Annotated in this window: 17 protein-coding genes and 1 tRNA gene; 11 read left to right on the top strand and 7 right to left on the bottom strand. The window is 64.9% G+C overall.

Going from position 1 to position 19,755, the window contains the following annotated elements; translation table 11 throughout:
- Position 1: 1 nt before the first annotated feature.
- The 6 genes from G7Y29_RS00170 to G7Y29_RS00145 all read left to right on the top strand — a co-directional run bounded on the left by G7Y29_RS00170 (position 2) and on the right by G7Y29_RS00145 (position 8,123).
- Positions 2-1,357 carry an FtsW/RodA/SpoVE family cell cycle protein gene (locus G7Y29_RS00170; RefSeq protein WP_165003080.1) on the top strand — a complete coding sequence of 452 codons (1,356 nt, stop codon included), beginning with the start codon at positions 2-4 and terminating at the stop codon, positions 1,355-1,357.
- Positions 1,354-2,793 (top strand): penicillin-binding transpeptidase domain-containing protein, encoded by a 1,440-nt coding sequence (locus G7Y29_RS00165; protein ID WP_165003082.1) that lies wholly within the window; start codon positions 1,354-1,356, stop codon positions 2,791-2,793. Before G7Y29_RS00170 ends, G7Y29_RS00165 begins: the two co-directional genes overlap by 4 nt.
- A gap of 8 nt (positions 2,794-2,801) precedes the next feature.
- Complete coding sequence (locus G7Y29_RS00160; RefSeq protein WP_165003296.1) at positions 2,802-4,253, top strand: serine/threonine-protein kinase; 1,452 nt, start codon at positions 2,802-2,804, stop codon at positions 4,251-4,253.
- A 1-nt stretch (position 4,254) separates the two neighbouring features.
- Positions 4,255-6,201 carry a Stk1 family PASTA domain-containing Ser/Thr kinase gene (gene pknB, locus G7Y29_RS00155; RefSeq protein WP_196820156.1) on the top strand — a complete coding sequence of 649 codons (1,947 nt, stop codon included), beginning with the start codon at positions 4,255-4,257 and terminating at the stop codon, positions 6,199-6,201.
- Between the two features lie 66 nt (positions 6,202-6,267).
- The gene (crgA, locus tag G7Y29_RS00150) at positions 6,268-6,540 is read left to right on the top strand and encodes a cell division protein CrgA (RefSeq protein ID WP_165003084.1); all 273 of its coding nucleotides are present in this window, start codon (positions 6,268-6,270) and stop codon (positions 6,538-6,540) included.
- Between the two features lie 206 nt (positions 6,541-6,746).
- Complete coding sequence (locus tag G7Y29_RS00145) at positions 6,747-8,123, top strand: hypothetical protein (protein ID WP_165003086.1); 1,377 nt, start codon at positions 6,747-6,749, stop codon at positions 8,121-8,123.
- Between the two features lie 248 nt (positions 8,124-8,371).
- On the opposite strand, the gene G7Y29_RS00140 is transcribed toward G7Y29_RS00145, so the two are convergent.
- From G7Y29_RS00140 to G7Y29_RS00125, 4 genes are read right to left on the bottom strand one after another with little or no spacing between them, the layout of a single operon-like run.
- Positions 8,372-8,974: a rhomboid family intramembrane serine protease gene (locus G7Y29_RS00140; protein ID WP_165003088.1), complete on the bottom strand. Its 603-nt coding sequence runs from the start codon at positions 8,972-8,974 to the stop codon at positions 8,372-8,374.
- 54 nt (positions 8,975-9,028) lie between these two features.
- Positions 9,029-9,565 (bottom strand): peptidylprolyl isomerase, encoded by a 537-nt coding sequence (locus G7Y29_RS00135; RefSeq protein WP_196820155.1) that lies wholly within the window; start codon positions 9,563-9,565, stop codon positions 9,029-9,031.
- Between the two features lie 10 nt (positions 9,566-9,575).
- Positions 9,576-11,837 (bottom strand): 5-methyltetrahydropteroyltriglutamate--homocysteine S-methyltransferase, encoded by a 2,262-nt coding sequence (gene metE, locus G7Y29_RS00130; protein ID WP_165003092.1) that lies wholly within the window; start codon positions 11,835-11,837, stop codon positions 9,576-9,578.
- Positions 11,838-11,847: 10 nt separating this feature from the next.
- The gene (locus G7Y29_RS00125) at positions 11,848-12,804 is read right to left on the bottom strand and encodes a methylenetetrahydrofolate reductase (RefSeq protein ID WP_165003094.1); all 957 of its coding nucleotides are present in this window, start codon (positions 12,802-12,804) and stop codon (positions 11,848-11,850) included.
- A gap of 223 nt (positions 12,805-13,027) precedes the next feature.
- Here G7Y29_RS00125 and G7Y29_RS00120 point away from each other — a divergent pair, with 223 nt between their 5' ends.
- On the top strand, positions 13,028-13,669 hold the full coding sequence (locus G7Y29_RS00120; protein ID WP_165003096.1) for a hypothetical protein: 642 nt from the start codon (positions 13,028-13,030) through the stop codon (positions 13,667-13,669).
- A gap of 3 nt (positions 13,670-13,672) precedes the next feature.
- On the opposite strand, the gene G7Y29_RS00115 is transcribed toward G7Y29_RS00120, so the two are convergent.
- A complete protein-coding gene (locus tag G7Y29_RS00115; RefSeq protein ID WP_165003098.1) occupies positions 13,673-14,251 on the bottom strand; it encodes a TetR/AcrR family transcriptional regulator in 579 nt (192 codons plus the stop codon).
- Between the two features lie 115 nt (positions 14,252-14,366).
- On the opposite strand from G7Y29_RS00115, the gene G7Y29_RS00110 reads away from it, so the two are divergent.
- The 4 genes from G7Y29_RS00110 to G7Y29_RS00095 all read left to right on the top strand — a co-directional run bounded on the left by G7Y29_RS00110 (position 14,367) and on the right by G7Y29_RS00095 (position 18,287).
- Positions 14,367-15,035 carry an ATP-binding cassette domain-containing protein gene (locus tag G7Y29_RS00110; protein ID WP_165003100.1) on the top strand — a complete coding sequence of 223 codons (669 nt, stop codon included), beginning with the start codon at positions 14,367-14,369 and terminating at the stop codon, positions 15,033-15,035.
- A complete protein-coding gene (locus tag G7Y29_RS00105; protein ID WP_165003102.1) occupies positions 15,032-17,155 on the top strand; it encodes a YhgE/Pip family protein in 2,124 nt (707 codons plus the stop codon). Before G7Y29_RS00110 ends, G7Y29_RS00105 begins: the two co-directional genes overlap by 4 nt.
- A gap of 40 nt (positions 17,156-17,195) precedes the next feature.
- Positions 17,196-17,747: a YdhK family protein gene (locus tag G7Y29_RS00100; RefSeq protein ID WP_165003104.1), complete on the top strand. Its 552-nt coding sequence runs from the start codon at positions 17,196-17,198 to the stop codon at positions 17,745-17,747.
- 78 nt (positions 17,748-17,825) lie between these two features.
- Positions 17,826-18,287 carry a DoxX family membrane protein gene (locus G7Y29_RS00095; RefSeq protein WP_165003106.1) on the top strand — a complete coding sequence of 154 codons (462 nt, stop codon included), beginning with the start codon at positions 17,826-17,828 and terminating at the stop codon, positions 18,285-18,287.
- A gap of 67 nt (positions 18,288-18,354) precedes the next feature.
- On the opposite strand, the gene G7Y29_RS00090 is transcribed toward G7Y29_RS00095, so the two are convergent.
- Together G7Y29_RS00090 and G7Y29_RS00085 are read right to left on the bottom strand one after the other, a co-directional pair.
- Positions 18,355-18,427: transfer RNA gene (locus G7Y29_RS00090), tRNA-Ala, on the bottom strand.
- A gap of 171 nt (positions 18,428-18,598) precedes the next feature.
- Positions 18,599-19,561, bottom strand: a complete 963-nt coding sequence (locus G7Y29_RS00085) for a virulence RhuM family protein/type II toxin-antitoxin system death-on-curing family toxin (protein ID WP_165003108.1) — start codon at positions 19,559-19,561, stop codon at positions 18,599-18,601.
- Positions 19,562-19,755: the final 194 nt, after the last annotated feature.

Below are 19,755 nucleotides of genomic sequence, written 5' to 3'. Positions count from 1 at the left end.
CGTGTCCAGAATTTTCTCGCGCACCAAGGAGCTGGGGCTTCTCATTTGCTCTGCGCTACTGCTCCTGCTCATGCTTTTCGGGCTCGAAATGTCGCAGGGACGCGCTATGTCCGGCGCGATGCTGTGGCTTGTCGGAGGGTTCATCGGCGTCTACGCCATTGCCCACCTCGCGATCTGCCTCGCCGCCCCCCACGCGGATCAGGTGCTCCTGCCGGTGGTGGCCACGCTCAACGCCATTGGACTGGTGATCATCTACCGGCTCGACCTTGCGCAGCGCCCGGGTTACGGTGCGCTGGCGGACCGGCAGGTCCTCTGGTCCTTCGCGGGCGTGGTGCTGCTCGTGCTCACCCTGGTGATCGTGCGCGACCATAAATCGCTGTCGCGCTACTCCTACCTTTTGGGTGTGCTCGGCCTGTTTTTCCTCGCGCTGCCGCTGGTGTGGCCGCAGCCCGCCGAATTCGCTGACGCCCGCATCTGGATCTGGATCGGCCCATTTTCCATCCAGCCCGGCGAGTTCTCCAAAATCTTGCTGCTCATCTTCTTCGCGCAGCTGCTCGCGCAGAAGCGTTCCTTGTTCACCGTCGCGGGCAAGCGTTTTGCGGGGCTCGTGTTCCCGCGCCTGCGCGACCTCGCCCCCATCCTGGTGGTGTGGGCCATCGCGATCTTGATCATGGCCATCTCCAACGACTTCGGCCCGGCGCTGTTGCTGTTTGCCACCGTGCTGGCCATGGTCTATTACGCCACGGGCCGCACCAGCTGGCTTGTGATCGGGCTCGGTCTCGTCGCCCTCGGCGGCTACACCGTTTACCAGGTGTCCGACAAGATCCAGGAGCGCGTGACCAACTTCATCGACCCGTTGGCCAACTACGACACCACCGGCTACCAGCCTTCCCAGGCGCTCTTCGGCCTGAGCTGGGGCGGGGTCACCGGCGTCGGTCTCGGCCACGGCCACCCGGAGCTTGTACCCGTCGCGCACTCCGATTACATCCTCGCCGCAATCGGCGAGGAACTCGGCCTCGTTGGCCTGGCGGCAGTGCTGTGCCTGTTCCTCATCTTTGTCAACCGCGGGTTCCGCGCTGCCATGCAGGTGCGCGATTCCTACGGCAAGCTGCTCGCGGCAGGTCTCGCAACGACGATCATCATTCAGATCTTCGTGGTTACCGGCGGTGTCTCCGCGCTCATGCCGATGACCGGCCTGACCACCCCGTTCATGTCGGCAGGAGGTTCGGCGATCATGGCCAACTACATCCTTCTGGGCCTGCTCCTGCGCATCTCCAACAGCGCAAACAGGCCGGCTGACGTGGACGAGAGCGCGTCGATAAGCACCGCCACCGCCCCTGCGGAGGTAGCCCGATGAACAAGTTCATTCGACTCGGCGCGGCCCTTGCCCTGTTCCTGACCGTCATTCTGCTGATCAACCTCACCGTCGTCCAGGGACTTCGCGAGGAAAAGTACGCGCAGAACCCGCTGAACTCCCGCAACTTCATTGAGCTCAAACAGGTCGACCGCGGAAAGATTAACGCCGGCGGCCAGATCGTCGCCGACTCCGCGAAAGACGACAACGGTTTCTACCAGCGCGTATACCCCAACATGCCCTATTCCTTCGGGCCTGTGCTGGGCTACGTTTCCGACCAGTTCGGAGTGGGAGGGCTCGAAGCCGGTTACAACTCCGTGCTCAACGGCGAGCGCGGCGTGGGCAGCAGCCGCTTCCTGCGCACCGGGTTCGAAAAGGACAAGGCCGGCGACAACGTGGAGCTGACCATCAACCCGCAAATGCAGGCGCTGGCCTACGAGCAGATGTCGAACCGCGGTTACGAAGGCGCGGTGGTGGCCATCCGTCCGTCTACCGGTGCCGTGCTGACGATGTCGTCTACGCCGTCCTATGACCCGAACCTGCTGGTCAACCCCTCAACCGCTCAAGAGGCGTGGGCCTCGCTCAACAACGACCCGGCCGCGCCGCTACTCAACCACGCCACGCAGGACCAGCTGCCCCCGGGATCGATTTTCAAGATCGTCACCGCCGCCGCTGGGTTGCGCGAGGGCTACACACCCGACTCCCCGCTCACCGGTGAGGCACGCATCCCGCTGCCCGGCACCGACGCGAGCGTGCCCAACTACGGCGGGCAGATGTGCGGCGGATCCCACACAACGACGCTGCGCACCGCCTTCGCCTTGTCCTGCAACACCGCGTTCGTGCAAATGGGCATCGAGATCGGCCCCGACGCGCTGCGCGATGCGGCGAAACGGTTCGGCGTCGGGGAGGCGTATGACATGGGTGTGCCCACCGCCTCCGGATCCCTGGGTGACCTGCCCGGCGCGGCGGAGCTGGGCCAGTCCGCGATCGGCCAGCGCGATGTGACCATGACCGCCTTGCAAGCTGCTGTGATGGCGGCGACCGTGGCTAACGAGGGCAAGCGCATGGAACCGTACGTGGTGGACCGCGTGCTCAAACCTGACCTGACCCCGGTGTCTGAGACGAAGCCTGAGCAGCTCGCCGAGGCGCTCACCCCCGAGGAGTCGAAGACGATGACGGAGCTAATGTTCGCGTCGGAGCGCTCCACCTTCGGTTACGACGGAAACGGGTTCGCCTCCAAGACCGGCACGGCCGAGCACGGGGAAGGTCAGGCCCCGCACGTGTGGTACGTGGCTTTCGACCCGAAGAGTGATGTCGCCGTCGCCGTCGTGGTCAAAAACGGTGGCACGCTGGGAATGAGCGCCACCGGCGGACAAGTCTCAAGCTCGATCGGGCGGGCGGTCTTGAACGCCGCTCCCGCCAACGGAGAAGGGAACTGATGAACCCGATGAATTCCGACAACCGCGACGACCTGCAGAGGCTCATCGGTGAGGATTACCGGCTGCAGTGGATCATCGGCCACGGTGGAATGTCCACGGTGTGGCTTGCCGACGACACTGCGGGCGACCGGGAGGTGGCCATCAAGGTACTGCGCCCGGAGTTCTCCAACAACGAGGAGTTCCTTGCCCGTTTCCGCAACGAGGCATACGCCGCCGAGGACATCGACTCCCCCAACGTTGTGGCGACCTACGACTACCGCGAGGTGGACTCCCCCGCGGGGTACACAATGTGCTGCATCGTCATGGAATACATCCGCGGTGAGTCCCTGGCGGACCTGATCGCCCGCGAGCGCAGGCTCGATGAAGCCCTGGCCCTCGACGTACTCGAGCAGGCCGCGCACGGGCTAGCGGCGATCCACCGGATGGGTCTTGTCCACCGCGACATCAAGCCCGGCAACCTCATGATCACCCAGAACGGCCAGGTCAAGATCACCGATTTCGGCATCGCCAAGGCCGCGGCGGCTGTCCCCCTGACCCGCACCGGCATGGTTGTGGGAACCGCCCAGTACGTTTCCCCCGAGCAAGCCCAGGGCCTTGGTGTCAGCTCCGCCTCCGACGTGTACTCCCTGGGTGTGGTTGGTTACGAGATGCTGGCGGGCCGGCGTCCGTTTACGGGAGACTCATCCGTCTCCGTGGCGCTGGCTCACGTCTCCGCCGAACCGCCCGCGCTGTCGACCACCGTGTCCGCCCCGGCGCGCGAGCTGATCGAGATCGCGCTGCGCAAGGACCCAGGCCTGCGGTTCCGCGACGGCAACGCGATGCAGCTCGCCGTGGCCCAGGTGCGCGACGGCCGCCGTCCCACCCAGCCGGTCGCTACGGCCTCCACCAAGGTCGCCGTCGAGCCCTCACCCACCGAGTCGACGCAGATGCTCGCCTCCGTGGCGCAGCCGACGACGGTGCGTCCCGCTCCCGCCCCCACCCACGCGCCGCGGCCCGTCGCTCAGCAGCAGCGCCCGGTTCCGGTGCCGGAGGAGAAGAAGGGTGGCTTCGGCCTCGGCGTCGGCATCGCCCTCCTTCTTCTCCTCGCCGGCGGCGGCCTCGCATGGGCGTGGTCGAGCGGGATGCTGGGAAATTCCGAGCCGACCACAACGCCGATGCAGACACAGACCGTAGTGACGGAAACCCAGGTGGTCACCCCGACGATCACCACCACTGCCCCGCCCCCGGTGACCCAGCGGCGCCCGGCGGGCACGTCCGCACCGGGCACGGTGAGCTTTGTCGAGCCGCCGACGCGCGGGCCCGCGGAGCCGGGAACCACACAACCGTCCCAGCCGAACCCGTCTCCCGCCCCGAGCCCTGCGGCCCCGGAACCATCCGCGCAACCGCAGCCGCCCGCCACGCAGAACGCCCCGGAGAATCCCTTGAACGATGTGCTCGACCAGCTTGGCGGAGGTGCCTGACATGACGCTGATTGCTAACCGTTACCAGCTCGGTTCCACGATCGGAACCGGCGGCATGTCGGACGTGTACGCGGCCACCGATACGGTGCTCGGCCGCGAAGTCGCTCTGAAGATGCTCAAGACCGACATGGCGCGGGACGAGAACTTCCGCGAGCGTTTCCGCCGTGAGGCCCAGAACTCGGCCCGGTTAAACCACCCGAATATCGTCTCGGTCTACGACACCGGCGACCTCGATGTCGACGGGCTCGCTGTACCGTACATCGTGATGGAGCGGATTCACGGCCGCAACCTGCGCGACATTGTGCGGCAGGACGGGCCGCTGCGCCCGTATGAGGCGGCCGAGTTCCTCATCCCCGTCACGCACGCCCTGCAGGCCAGCCACGAGGCCGGCATCATCCACAGGGACGTCAAGCCGGCGAACATCATGGTCACCAACACCGGCACGGTAAAGGTGATGGACTTCGGCATCGCCCGCGCCCTGGACGATTCGACGTCCGCGATGACGCAGACTTCCGCGGTCATCGGCACCGCCCAGTACCTCTCGCCCGAGCAGGCGCGGGGTAAGCCAGCCGACGCGCGCAGTGACGTCTACGCCCTCGGTTGTGTCATGTATGAGGCGGTTACGGGCCGCCCGCCCTTCGAGGGTGAATCGCCTTTTGCGGTGGCCTACCAGCATGTCCAAGAGGACCCCGACGCTCCCAGCACGCTTATCGACGCCCTCACCGACGCCGAGGCTGTCAACGTCGATTCGGTGATTCTCACGGCGATGGCGAAGCACCCCGCGGACCGCTACCAGTCCGCCGCCGAGATGGGCGCCGACCTCGAGCGCCTCGAGCGCGGGGCAGTGACGGATGCCGCGCGCACCCACCTGGCGGCTTACGACGAGCCTGTGGATTACGACGATCGCGCAGTCGTGGTGGCCCCGCCTGCCCCCGCTTCCCCGCAACCCACCCGTTACGCCCAGCACCGCAGCGCGAACGAGAAGTCGTCGAATTCGTGGATGAAGTGGGTTGCGGCACTGCTGGGGCTCGTGCTCGCGATTTCCGCGGGTGTCATCGCCTTCAACTACTTCGCCGGCGACGAGCGTGAAAAGGAGCAGACGGCCGAGACCATGGTCACCGTCCCCGAAGTAACGGGCAAGGTGCGCGAGGAGGCGGTTGCGGAGCTCGAGGGTCTGGGGTTCCAGGTGGCGGTCAACGACGCCCCCAGCCCCGACCGCCCGCGCGGCGAAGTCCTGGGTTCCAACCCGGTGGCTGGGTCGCAGCTGCGCCCGGGAACGCTGGTCACGGTCACCGTTTCCTCGGGCCGAGAGATTACTGACGTCCCCGACGTGACCGGTATCAGCCCCCAGGAGGCCGCCGAGGTCCTCGGCAATGCCAGCCTCGAGCTTCACCCGGAGATTCGGCGGGAGAACAGCGACGATGTCCCGGCGGGCATGATCATCTCGCAGAACCCGGCGGCGGGATCGCAGCTGTCGAAGGGCTCGCAGGTGTCCGTCGTCGTGTCCGAGGGCAGGGAGAAGGTCCAGGTTCCATCGCTTGTGGGCATGAACGTCAACCAGGCCACGTCGACGTTGAATTCGCTGGGCCTCGAGTCCACGGTCACGCGTGTGGATTCCCGCCGCCCCGCCGACGAGGTCCTCGCCGTAGCCGGTGAAAACACAGAGGTTGATGCTGGCACGACGATTGAGCTGCGGGTGTCTAACGGTATGATCCTGCCGATGGTCGACATCACCCGGATGACTCCGACGGAGGCGGAAAAGGCGTTGCGGGAAACCGGATGGAGCGGCCGCCTCGCGGCCGGGCCCACCGTGCCGACGGGGGCGCTGGTGGATCAGGGCCTCATCGGCCACCAGTCGGTACCTGCTGGGCAAGACATTCGCAAGGACCAGGAGATCGGCTACAACCTGTGGAAGTTCGACGCAGCCCAGCTCAGCCCCATCAGGTAGAAAGACCAGGCTGGTACAGTTCCAACTCAGATACTCAGCGTAAAAACCGCAAAGGATGTAGCGAAGATGCCTAAGGCGAAAGTAACGAAGGACAGCCGCCCGATTCCGACCACGTCGACGGGTGCTTCCCGCACCCCCGTGAAGATCAACACCGGCGGAACACCGATCTGGTACAAGGTGATCATGTTCGGCCTGCTCGTTCTCGGGCTCGCATGGCTGATCGTGTTTTACGTCGCTGGCGACCAGATCCAGTTCCTGGCCCAGCTCGGCCCGTGGAACTACCTGATCGGATTCTCCGCGATGATCGTGGGCCTGCTCATGACAATGGGCTGGCGCTAGAATCCACCTAAGTTCCCTTTTGCCTGGAAAAGTACCCCCGTCTCGTTGATGGCTCAACGAGACGGGGGTACTTAGCGTCGTCGGCAAGCTGCGGATCTTGTCGTCGACGGGTGTGCACTTTCGTTCCCCCCTAGCTGGTCACCCGGGTGCGGCGTAATTCTTCCTAGCGGAAACACAGTCCACCCGCTCCCAGAAAGGCCACCCCCATGAACCTCAAGGGCATCACTAAGACTGCGGCCACCCTCGCGGCTGCCGTCGCGATTGCCACCGGTGCTACACCCGCCGCATCCGCCCAGACCCTCGAAGAATCCTCCCCGGAGACCCCGGCGACCAACGACGCTCTGCCGATCGTCCACACCTACCGCGGTTCTGACCACCTCAAGGCGAACATCCTGAACCCGCGCCCCGTGTGCAACTCCACCGAGGACTACCGCACCATCGTGTACAAAGTCACCGACAACTTCTTGCCGGTTGGCACCATCTCCACCACCAACCTGTCCGACTCCACGGTTCCGCTGACCCAGGATCTCTCCCGCACCCAGTCCATCACCGCCTCCATCAACGGTTCCAAGACCGAGACGCTGAACATCGGTGGGCAGGCCTCGCGCGACGGCCTGCAGGGCTCCATCGGCTACGCTCTGGCAAAGACCCTCGGCTTCTCCGTCTCCGGCACTCTTTCCTGGAACGTCGGCCAGAAGATCGGCCCGTACGACGTGCCCGCCGGCAACACCGGTGAGGCCACTTACGGATTCCGCACCGTGACCATGACCGGCACGCAGCAGCGATGCCGCCCGAACGGCACCTGGGCCACCCCGACCGCGTGGATTGCCAACATGCCGGTCAAGAACGAGGTCCGAGTCAAGAACTACGCCACCCCGGCCGATTCTTGGGCCCCGAACAAGGGCGCCCAGGTCATCGAGCCCAAGGACAACCCCAACCCGTCCTACGCGGAAGACCTCAAGAAGATCACCGAGGGTGAGACGCTTAACGACGTCACCCCGGTCACCGAGGACGTCAAGCCCGACGTAACAAACGAAACCGCGGGCAACTTCGAGGCGGCGGCCGATGAGACAGTGAAGCAGATCGCTCCCGAAAGCACCGACGCCGCCGACCTCGACCTGCAGCCGTACTTCACCACCTCCGGCGCAAAGCGCCCCGGCTTCGCGGGATCCGTCGCACTGCGCGTGAAGAACGTGGGCACCAAGCGTTACTGGGCGGAGTTCCCGGCCGTGACCTTCCGCGTCGAGGTCAAGAACGAGGCGGGCCCGGAGGGCGTCGATCGCCTGATGACTTCCTTCGGCGCAAACGGTTCCCACGTCCGCGACCTGGGTTACAACTTCGACACCAACTCCCGCGTTTTCGAGGTCACCCTCTCCAACCCGGTCCACGCCGGTGACGATGTGCTCCTCGGCGCCTTCAGCTTCGGCGACGGCAACACCCGCGAGGGACGCATCTTCAACTACATGACCGTCACCCAGACCAACCGCATCGCCGGCGACACCTCCGAGAGCAACGACCAAAACGTTGACTCCCGCGAGCACACGCTCAACGATTTCGGTAAGCCGAACCCGGGCATCTTCTAATAGCCTGCACTCCTTCCACACCCGCACCGGTTATCCACCGGCGCGGGTTTTACTTATCCACAGGCTGTGTGCAAGTCTGTGGAATGCGAGGTTATCCCCACCTGTGGATAAATCTGTGCATTCTTTTCACACTCGAACATCGCCCCAGCGTAGAGCGTATGCGCTGGGTTTTTGAACCGTATATCGGCGGAGCGTTCGAGAAATTACAAGAATGTTGTTTTCCACAGTGTGCATACTTGTGGGGATAACTAGGGCGCTTCGCGCTTGGGGATAACCGGTGCATAAGTCAGGGGCCAGGCCAGGAGCGTTCCGGCGGCGAGCCCGCCGAGGTGCCCCCACACGCTGATCCCGGGCACCACGAAGGTGTACACAACGTTGAGGAGCACAAGGGCAACGGGGGCTCGCAGGTCGGCGGAGCGTCGATAAGCAATGGCGACGAGGACCGCAAGCAGCATGAACAGCGCGCCCGATGCACCCGCGGTGGGCGTGCCGAAGTTCATTGCGAGCACCGCCGCCGAGGACGCGGTGACGCCGGTAAACCAGGCAAGGGCAAAGCGGGCGGTTCCCACGTAGCGCTCTACCTCGCCGCCGATGAGCACCAGCATGAGCATGTTGACGAACAGGTGCGTCAGGTCTAGGTGCAGGAAGCCTGCGGTGACTAGGCGCAGCCAACCGAGCGGGCCCTCGACGACGTAAGGGCCGTAGAGCACCATGCGGACCCCGAGCGGGGAGCCCCAGATGGCGTTGCTGAGCGAACCGGACTGCAGGGCGGTGACGGCAAAGACGGTCACGCACACGGCCGCGATCGCGGCGGTGGCTGGGGCGCGATGAAAGAGAGTGCGGACATTCATAAGAAAAATGCCCCCGGCACCAAACTCGGGCGCGGGGGCTAACTTTCGGGAGTGTTACTGCTCGATGTCGATGGACTCGATGACGACGTCTTCGACCGGGCGGTCCATGCGGCCGGTGCGAACGTTGGAGATTTCGGTGACGACCTTCTGGGACTCCGGATCCGTGACCTCACCGAAGATGGTGTGGCGGTTGTTCAGGTGCGGGGTCTTGTCAACGGTGATGAAGAACTGGGAACCGTTGGTGCCTGGGCCCGCGTTGGCCATGGCCAGCAGGAACGGGCGGTCGAACTGCAGCTCCGGGTGGAACTCGTCGGCGAACTGGTAGCCCGGGCCGCCGGTGCCTGTGCCGGTCGGGTCACCGCCCTGGATCATGAAACCCGGGATGATGCGGTGGAAGATCGCGCCGTTGTAGAACGGACCCTCGGCGGAGCCGGAGGCGTTCTGCGTGGAGTAGCTCGCCTCGCCGTTGGCCAGACCCACGAAGTTCTCGACGGTCTGCGGGGCGTGGTTGCCGAACAGGTCGATCTTGATGTCGCCGTGGTTGGTGTGCAGCGTTGCAGTTGCAGTCTTTACAGTCATGCACACCACCATAGGCGCAGACTTACAGCCCTGCCACAACCTGGTCGCGTGCGGCCACCAGGTTCTTCAGCGATGGCTCCACCTCGGCATAGCCGCGGGTCTTCAGGCCGCAGTCCGGGTTGACCCAGAGACGGTCCGTGGGGACGTTTGCCAGCGCGGCCTGAATCAGCTCGACCATCTCCTCGGTGGACGGGACGCGCGGGGAGTGGATGTCCCACACGCCCGGGCCGATCTCGGAGTGGAAGGTCTCGTCGATGTCCTCCAGCAGCTCCATCTTGGAGCGTGCCGCCTCGATGGAGGTCACGTCCGCGTCCAGGCCAGCGACAGCGTCGATAATCTGGCCGAACTCGGAGTAGCAGAGGTGGGTGTGGATCTGGGTCGCCGGGTTCGCCTGCAGCGCCACGAGGCGGAAGGCGCGCACAGCCCAGTCGAGGTAGGCGGGGCGCTCGTCGGCACGCAGCGGGAGCAACTCGCGCAGGGCCGGTTCGTCGATCTGGATGACCTTGATGCCGGCGTTCTCGAGGTCGCGGACTTCGTCGGCGAGCGCGAGGGCGATCTGGTCGGCGGAGACGGACAGGGGGACGTCGTCACGCTTGAAGGACCAGGCCAGGATGGTCACCGGGCCGGTGAGCATGCCCTTGACCGGCTTGTCGGACAGGGACTGGGCATACTTGGCCCACTCCACGGTCATGGCCTCCGGGCGGGAGACGTCGCCGAACACGATCGGCGGGCGGGTGCAGCGGGAGCCGTAGGACTGGACCCAACCGTTCTCGGTGGCCACGAAACCGTCGAGAAGCTCGGCGAAGTACTGCACCATGTCGTTGCGCTCCGGCTCACCGTGCACGAGCACGTCCAGGCCGATCTGCTCCTGCAGCTCGATGACGCCCTTGATCTCCTTCTTCAGGGCCTCGACGTACTGGTCGTCGGTGAGCTCGCCGTTCTTGTGGTCGGCGCGGGCCTTGCGGATCTCGGTGGTCTGCGGGAAGGAGCCGATCGTGGTGGTCGGCAGCGCCGGCAATCCGAGTTCCTCGCCCTGGATGCGCTTGCGTTCGGCGAACTCGGGCGCGCGCTTGACCTCGCCGGCGGGAAGCTCGCCGACACGGTCCACAACCGCCTTGTTGTGGATGTGGTCGGACTCCGCGCGGGTTCGCACGGCGCGGTCGGAGCGGGCAAACGCCTCGGCCGCACCCTCCTCACCCGCGACGAGCGCCTGAATCTCCGCGATCTTCTCGTCGGCGAAGGAGAGCCAGTTGGCCACGTCGATGGGCAGGTTCTTCTCCGCGTTCAGGGTGTGCGGGACGTGCTGCAGGGAGGTGGAAGTGGAAATAGCGGTGTCGCGGCCCCCGGCGCGCAGGGTGTCGAGCACCTCGGTACGCTCGCGCAGGTTAGCGGCCCAGACGTTGCGGCCGTCGATGATGCCGGCGACGAGCTGCACCTCGGCCGGGATGGCCTCGGCGACGCGCTGGGGGTAGTCGGCGTCCGAGTCGAGGGTCCACGGGGATAGGTCCACGTGAAGAGCTTCCGGCTTGAGCTGACCCAGCACCGGCAGCGCCTTGCGGGTCGCACCGTACGGGGTGGTCAGGTAGACGTTCGGGCGCTCAGACTCCGAGATGGCGAGCAGCTTGGTCCACGCCTGCTCGAGGTAGCGGGCCAAGTCGGCGTCCTCGGTCGACAGGTCGGCGACGAGCGCGGGCTCGGTGACCTGGACCCACGCAACGCCCGCGTCCTTCAGGGCCTTGAACACGGCCGCGTAGGCGTCGGTAAGCGAATCGAGCAGCGACCACTCGACCGGCTTGGACAGGGCGAGCAAGGTGACCGGGCCGACGAGCGTCGGACGCACCTTGTGGCCAGCCTCAACCGCCTCTTCGACGAGACGGACGATGCGCTCCGGCGCGGGGGTGATGTCCTGACCAGCGGCGACCTCGGGGACGAGGTAGTGGTAGTTGGTGTCGAACCACTTGGTCATCTCCAGCGGGACGCGAGTGGCGTTGCCGCGGGCGAGCGCGAACTCCTCGTCCAAGTCGGTGCCGCCCGCGATGAGGCCCACAGTCAAGGCGGTCTCGAGGACCTGGTCGTAGTAGGCGACGTCGGCCGGGATGGCGTAGTCCTCGGTCAGGCCGAGGTCGCGCAGGTGGTTGTAGGTGTCCACGCGCAGAGCGTGTGTGGTGGAGCGGAAGGTGTCGGCGTCGATGCGGCCGGCCCAGTAGGACTCAAGCGCGCGCTTGAGCTCGCGGTTCGCGCCGATGCGCGGGTAGCCCTCGATGGTTGCTGCGGGGAAGCTCATGGTGGTGTCCTTAAATATCGATTCTGGAAAGTAGGTCGCGGGTCACCGCAAGGTTGTTGTGCGTGTAAATATGCAGGCCACCCGTGCCAGCGTCCACAATGGTGCGGGTCAGGTCGGCCGACATCTGCATGCCGATCTCGTACTCCTCCTCAGCCGTGGAGGCGTCGCTGAGGCGCCGGGTGACGCATTCCGGCACCTTGATCCCGGACAGCACGCCCATGCGCTCAACCCTCCGCAGGCTGGTCATAGGCATGATGCCGGGGATCAAGGGGATGCGCACACCTGCCAGGCGGGACTTCTCGACGAAGCTCAGGTAATCCTCCGCCTCGAAGAAGAGCTGCGTAATGGCGAAGTCAGCGCCGAGGCGCTGCTTGGCCAGCAGGACATCCAAGTCCATGTCCGCGTTTTTCGACTCCGCGTGGCCCGAGGGGTAGCAGGCGACGGAGAGCGCGAGCTTGCCGGCGGCGAGGCGGAACGCCTGTTCCTCCTGCACCTCGTTAATGAGGTTGAGCAGGTCGGTGGCGTAGGGGAGGTAACCGTCGGGCAGTTTGGCCTCGCCCTCCGGCAGATCACCGCGCAGGGCGAGGAAGCCGCGCACCCCGGCGTCGATAAGCGTGCGGATCCAGACGGTGAGCTCATCGCGAGTGCCGGCGGTGCAGGCGAGGTGCGCGATTGGCTTGAGGTCGGTTGTTTCGGCGATGCGGGAGATGAGTGCGGCGGTGCCCTCGAGCCAGTCCGATCGGCGCGATGAGGTCACCGAGACGTAGTCGGGGTTGTACTCGGCCAGACCGGCAATGAGGGTGTCCAGCAGCGCGGTGTCGGCGTCGTGGCGCGGCGGGATGAGCTCGAAACTCAGCGCCGTGCGCGAGCGGGCGGGCCGGAGCACTGGCTCTGTTGCGGGGTCTTCGTCGAGGCGATCTAGCGGGGCGGAGGCAGAAAGCCGCGTCGAAGGAAATCTCTCGTTCACGAGAAAATACCTTTCATGTGGACACGGGTTGCCTGGCCGGGCTCGGCGCTTACGGTTTGTCGTTGGTTCAAAAACTTATAAACGGGCAAACCAATAGACAACTCTGTTCAACCATACCGCTCTGTCTATGCAGGTCACCTCGCTTGCCGCCGGTGAATAAAAATCACGAATGCGGGAAATCGCTAGGCTTGTTGGCACAGTTCCCCGACGTAAGGAAGACGCAATGAACCCGTTCACCATCCGCCTGGCCTTCAAAGGCGCACGTTCCGCAATCAATTACTTCCGCAAGCTCGATGACGACAAGCAGCGCGAGATTTACGACTCCGTGCTTGAAGCGATCAAAAAGGAAGACCCCGAAAAGTTGAATGACGCCTACAACGCGGCCCGTCGCGAAGCAGGCGCGCTGACCCGCGATTCGCACAACCGCCTCGACCGCCACCGCGCGGCATTCGCCGCAGCCGCACCGACTCGCGCAGAGCGCCGCAAGGCGCTCAAGCAGGAGGCGAAGGACGCGAAGAAGAAGTCCAAGGCTGGATCCGTGTTTGGCAGGCTCCTCGGCCTCGCCGCCGCAGGTGCTGCCGGTTGGGCCGTGTGGGAGTTCCTGCTCAAAGACAAGCTGGAGCAGGAAAAGAAAGAGACCGTCACCTACCGCGTCAAACCGCGGGAGGAAACCGACGCGCGAGGCGAGACCACTCTGGTGTACTCCTCCCGCACTGAGGATGACCGGGATGGCCGCGAGACCGGGACCGTCGGCCCCCTCGGCGAGGAGCCCGCGGAGCGCGACGAGGAGCTGCTCAGCTCCATCGACGAACAGCTGACCTCACTGGATACGCTTGACGACGACCAGCGCGACGCCACGCGCTAGCTCTCAATCCCGGGCCGGCTGCCTCCACGCCTTGAGCAGGTGCTGGACCAGCCGGTTCTTCACGTCGGGGAAAAGCTCGTCGACCAACCCGCTCTGGGGACGGGTGGCCACGATCAGCTCCGAGGCCAGTTCCAGGGCGTCGACCCCCGGATCGACGAGACCGTGAACAGCAGCTTTGTCAACTAGCACCTGGACGTCCGCGAAGAACTGCTCGCGCTTGGCCAGCACGATCGGGTCGACTGACCCTGCCTTGCCTGGCCTGCGGTCAGCCAGCGCCGCGACGAGCATGCCGATGCCGTAATCCACAAGCCGCCAGATCAGCTTTTCCCAGTTTTCCTCCGGGGCCTCGTCGAAAGTGACCAGTGCCTCATCGAGGATGGCCTCGAGGGTTTCGAACAGGTTTAGTGCGCACGCCAACCGCAAGTCGCTGCGCGTGGGAAAATGACGGTAGAGAGTTGCGATACCTACCCCCGCGTCTCTGGCTATGCCGTCGAGGGTGATCTGGGCATCTGGAATGGTGCGGAACTGGGCAGTCGCGGCGTCGATGATCGCCTGGCGCTTGCGCCGCGCGTCGACTCGCATGCTCCGACCTCCACCATGTAAATGAGATTTTATACTATCACTTGACTTTTCGCTGGGCACGGGGGAACATTTCTAGCACAAAAGTGATAGTTCTTCCTACGGTTAAGGATTAGTCATGGAGACCATCCTCCGCGCGCGCGACCTAGTGCTGAGAAAGGGTGACCAGCCCCTCACCTTCGAGATCGTTCAGGGCCTCACCTTCGTTGTCACCAACCGGGAGTCGGGTGCGTCCACTCTGAGCATGGCCCTGGCCGGGCGGTTTGCCCTGCGTTCGGGCACCGTCGAACTCAACGGGTCGAGCTCTACCCGGGAGCGGTTCAAGGCAGTGGCGCTCGCGGGCGTCGCCATGATTGACTCCCTCGAGCGATCCGTCTCGGTGCGCGAGACCCTGCGCGACCAGGTCGCCTGGGCCCAGCCCTTCTTCCGCCGAGTGCCGCGAGACATTTTGGGCCACCCCCTCGTCGAACCGTGGCTTGAGCAATTGAACCTCTCTGAGGTGGATCCGGCTGGCGCGGTCGGTGACCTTGACCCGCTGGACCGCTTCCGGCTGCGCGTGGCGCTGGCGATGATTTCGCGTCCCACCGCCCACCTGCTCGTTGTCGACGACCCGGACCAGCTGCGTGACCTGAAGCGGCGCCACGACCTGCTCGTGGACCTGCACGCCCTATCGACCCACGTACCCGTTCTGGTCAACACCGTGAACCCGGCGGTTGACACCGTCGCCGACCATGTCGTCGACTTGAGACTTCCCCGGCAACCCGAGGTAGCGGAGGCGACGGCATGATCTCCGGACTGCGCATCGGCACCAACTTCCGCCGCTTTGCCCACGGCACCCTTCCCCCGCTCGCCATCGCGGTGATCGTCCTGCTCCCCCTGCTGTTCGGCGGGTTGTTCGTCTGGTCCTACTACGACCCGATCGGCAACCTGGGCAAGATGCCCGTCGCCCTGGTCAACTCGGACGAGGGGGCGCAGGGCCCAGACGGCGCGGAGGTGCGCGCGGGCGATCAGGTCACCGAGTCTTTGCTGGAGCGGCGCCCGCTGGATTTCCACCTCGTGTCGGCCGAGGAGGCGCGCGACGGCGTCGCGGACGGCACCTATTACCTGGGTGTGGAGATTCCAACTGACTTCTCCGCGGCCGCGGTGTCCGTCAATTCGCCCGAGCCGCACCAGGCGAAGTTGAACGTCACGCTCAACGAGACGAACGGCTTCATTCCCACCATGCTGGGTAACCAGGCCGCCACCATCATGACCAGCACGATCTCGGACACTGTCAGTCAACGGGTGGTCAACCAGCTCTTCGTTGGCTTCAACACGCTCGGCGAGGGCCTCGACACGGCGGCCGACGGCGCGTCCCGGCTCGACGGCGGCGCGGGCGAGGCAGCCTCGGGCGGGCAGCGGTTAAGCGACGGCGCCGACCAACTCGACAGCGGAGCGCGCGAGCTGGATAGCGGCCTGCGCCGGCTTAGCGACGGCGCCGGCCAACTCGACTCCGGTATCGGCGAACTGCAAGATGGAGCCGAGCGGCTCGACGCGGGCATCGGCGACGCCGCCGCGGGCGCCGACCGCCTCTCCGACGGCATGACCGAGCTGCAATCCGGAACCGACCGCCTCGGCGGTGGCGCCTCCCAGGTCGCGGGCGGCGTCGACCAAATCGCCTCGGTGGCCTCACAGCTGGGCCAGGCGCAGCGCGTCTACGGTGACATCAACGCGGCGGTGGACCAGGTCGTCGCGGAGCTCGACCGCTCCCCCGTCCCCGGCACCGAGGCGCTCGCCGCGCAGGCGCGCGGGATCCAGGCACAGCTCAATAGCGGCCAGCTCGCTGCGTTGATGAACCCTGAGGTGCTCAACCAGCTCGCGGCCCTGCAGGCCGGTGCGCACGAGGTGGCCAACCAGCTCAACGACCCCGCGGCGCAGTATCGGTCGGGCGTTGATCAGGCGACCGAGGGTGCGCAGGCGCTCGCTCAGGGGCTTTCGATGCTGCAGGACGGTTCGGGAACGTTGGTGGCAGGCGTCGCCACGCTCAAGGACGGCTCCTCGCAGCTCGTCGTAGGAGCCAACGCCGCCGCCGACGGCTCCTCCCGCCTGGCCGCGGGCACCGACCAGCTTGTCGTGGGGGTCGCCGCGCTTAACGACGGCCTGGTGCAGCTCGACAGCGGCTCCGGCGAGCTCGCCCTGCGGCTCAGCGAAGGCGCGGGCCAAGCGCCGCGCTGGGAAGGCGACCGGCTGACCTCGGCCACCGACGCCGCGGCGATGCCGGTGAGCGCCTCCCAGGTGGGCGACTCCGTGTCGTTCTTCGGCAAAGGGTTGTCCCCCTTCTTCCTCTCCCTGGCCTTGTGGATCGGCGGCCTGGCCATGTTCATGGTGGTCAACCCGATGTCCCGGCGCGCCATCGACTCCGGAACGAACCCAGTGCGGGCGCTGGCGACCACGCTGTTGCCCGCGTTCATCATCGGGTTCTTCCAGGCTGTGTGCCTGTGGCTGATCCAGGTGTTGGCCATCGGCGTCGACCCCGCCCACCCGGTGCAGATGTTCGGAGTGCTGTGGTTCATCTCCTGGGTGTTCCTCTCCGTCATCACCGCAATCAACGTCATCTTCGGCGCGGCGGCGGGCCGGTTGATCACCATGGCCCTGATGTCCGTCCAGTTGGTGGCCTCCAACGGCCTTTACCCTCCCGAGGTTCAGCCCCGGGCAATTCAATGGCTGCACCAGATCGACCCGATGCGCTTCACCGTCGACCTGCTGCGGCACACGTTCTACTCCAGCCATAGCGGGGACCCGCGGGTGCTCAACGCGATCGTCGTGCTCTCCCTCGTCGCAGTGGGTGCCTGGATCATCGCGGCACTCGGTATGTGGAAGCACCGCGTGATCATGGACAAGGACATCCACCCCGAGCTGGAGGTGTGACCGCGCGAGTGTAATACCCCTGGGGGGTACGATCGGATCTATGAAGACCTCCCTCCACGCTATTGTCGCCGCCCTCAGCGCCCTTAGCCTCGCTGTCCTAACCGCTTGCTCCCCGAGTGAGGAACCCAGCGCCGCCAGCCACGCGGAGCACAGTTCCCACGACCACGCCACCGATGGCGGCCCCGCCCCAGTTGGGATCGCCGAGGCCGAAAGCCCCACGTTCCCCGTGGGTACGAGGGCCGTGCTCCGCGCTGACCACATGCCAGGGATGGACGGCGCGCCTGCGACGATCGCGGGTGCCTACGACACAGTTGCATACGCCGTCTCCTACACCCCGGTCGGCGGGGGCGAGCCCGTGACCAATCACAAGTGGGTGGTGCAGGAAGAGATTAAGGACGCGGGTGACACGCCGCTGCCCGACGGCGCCACGGTGACCCTCGAGGCGGATCACATGAGCGGCATGCAGGGCGCGGAGGCGACAATTGACTCCTCCACCGCGGAAACCGTCTACATGGTCGACTACGAAGCGGACGGGATGAAGATGGCCAACCACAAGTGGGTCGTCGAGAGCGAGATCGAGCCATACACCTAAATCGTGATCGGCCTCCACCCGGCGCAACTCACTATGGTGGGGGATGCAAACCACCCCGAACTTCAAGGAGATTTTTTCATGTTCAACCCGCTCAAGGCGATTCCGACCGGCGTATTTACCAAGCAGGACGAGACGAACATTGGGTTCGCCTCCGCGGCGCTGCGTGTCCCGACCGGCCTGTTCGTTCTGAACTCCGGCCTGGGCAAGTTCAAGGCCGACAAGGGTACTGCAGAGTTTCTGCAGGGCATGGCCGCAACCGGCCTGCCGTTTGTCAAGGAGATGGACGCGGAGAACTTCGCCAAGCTCCTCGCCTCCGCGGAGACCGGCCTCGGCGTTGCTCTGTTGCTTCCGTTCGTTCCGAACCGTCTCGCCGGCATCGGCCTGACCGCCTTCGCCGCTGGCCTGCTGTCGATGTACTTCGGCAACGACGACCTGACCGAGGATGACGGCGTGCGCCCGACCCAGGATGGCCTCTCCCTGGCCAAGGACTCCTGGCTCGCGGGCATCGGCGCGGCTCTCGCGGCTCTGCCGAACAAGTAAGCTTTTCGACGCCCGGACAGCAAAGCGGCTCCCCACCCTCGACAGGTGGGGAGCCGCTTTGTTCTTGTGGAGCATAGGGGAATCGAACCCCTGACCTTCGCATTGCGAACGCGACGCTCTACCAACTGAGCTAATGCCCCTCGCGGAAAGTCAGACTACTCCCCTACCGCGGGAATCCTAAAATGGCCCTGGGTCTACCACTCAATGCCGCTCCGCCAGAATCGCGAGCACTGCTTGGGTGATCGCGGGCATAAGCGTCGTGACCAGCGGGGGGCCCGAGGTGTGCGGTGGTGGGTGCTCCATGCGGCGGCTCATGCGTCACCCTCCATGATCATGCGAATAATCAGGGCGATGATCAGGTCCTTTTCCTTCGGGTCGCTCATTGCGACAATAAGGGTGATTGCAGCCAGAGCATTGTTCGTTATGCGCGCTGCACCTATCTCACCATGGAACATTCCATTACGGGCGAGGAAGGTGACAAAGAGCGCTGCCGCGCTGCGCTTGTTACCGTCCGAGAGTGGGTGGTCCTTAACTACGAGGTAAAGAAGGTTTGCGGCCTTTTCTTCAACTGTCGGGTAGAGATCCTGCCCATCAAATCCTTGATAAATCGCGCCGATGAGGCCAGCAAGGGCGTCGCCCCGCTCCGCGCCGAATAAGCCGTCGTTGGGAAAATTCTCCCCCACCAGCGCAATAACAGACCGGGCTTCCTTCAGGGTCAGCGTCCACCCTGGTACCGACTCAGGAGCGGTATAGATGGCGCCTTCGTCATAGTCGCGCAACAGGGTTAAGCCAGGCAGGTACCCCGCGAGCACATCGCCAACCCCGGCAACCAACTCGTCGTCGGAGCGAGTCAAAATACGTACAATGCTCCCAAGCTGTTTCAGCCGCTCCTCGTTGATTGTGTAGCCCTGCACCATGTACTCGCGTAACCGCTGCGTGGCCCAAATTCGGAACTGGGTTGCTGTCTTGCTTTTAACGCGGTAACCGACGGAGATAATTGCGTCGAGGTTGTAGTGCGCCAAGGATCGACGGACGTCCCTCGCGCCCTCGCGTTGAACCGACAAGAAATCCTTGTGGGTTGAAGCAACTGTGAGTTCGCCCTCTGCATAGATGTTGCGAAGATGCAGGCTAACATTCTGTTGGCTGGTCTCAAACAGCTCTGCGATCTGCTGCTGACTCAGCCACACGGTCTCCGCCTCGAGGCGCACCTCGATCGTCGGCGAGCCGTCTTCTCTCTGGTAGAGGATGACCTCCCCGGTTGGTTTCTCCGACATTGAATGCTCCATTCTTGGTCAATCACGATGGCGTCAGATGGGGTTCTTGCGCGGGTCGGGCGCTTCCAGTGTTGGGATTGAGGAAGGAAAGAGCCTTGTCTGTACTTCTAGGCAACTAAAGACGCCACGGGTTCTATCCAGACATGAAGTAGCGTAACGGTGGCTATCGACACTCGGGCCCACCCAGTGGGCAC

Origin of the sequence: Corynebacterium qintianiae (assembly GCF_011038645.2) — a bacterium.
Taxonomy (GTDB): domain Bacteria; phylum Actinomycetota; class Actinomycetes; order Mycobacteriales; family Mycobacteriaceae; genus Corynebacterium; species Corynebacterium qintianiae.
Note: the sequence above shows the minus strand (reverse complement) of the source record. Positions and strands in the feature narration are given on the sequence as shown.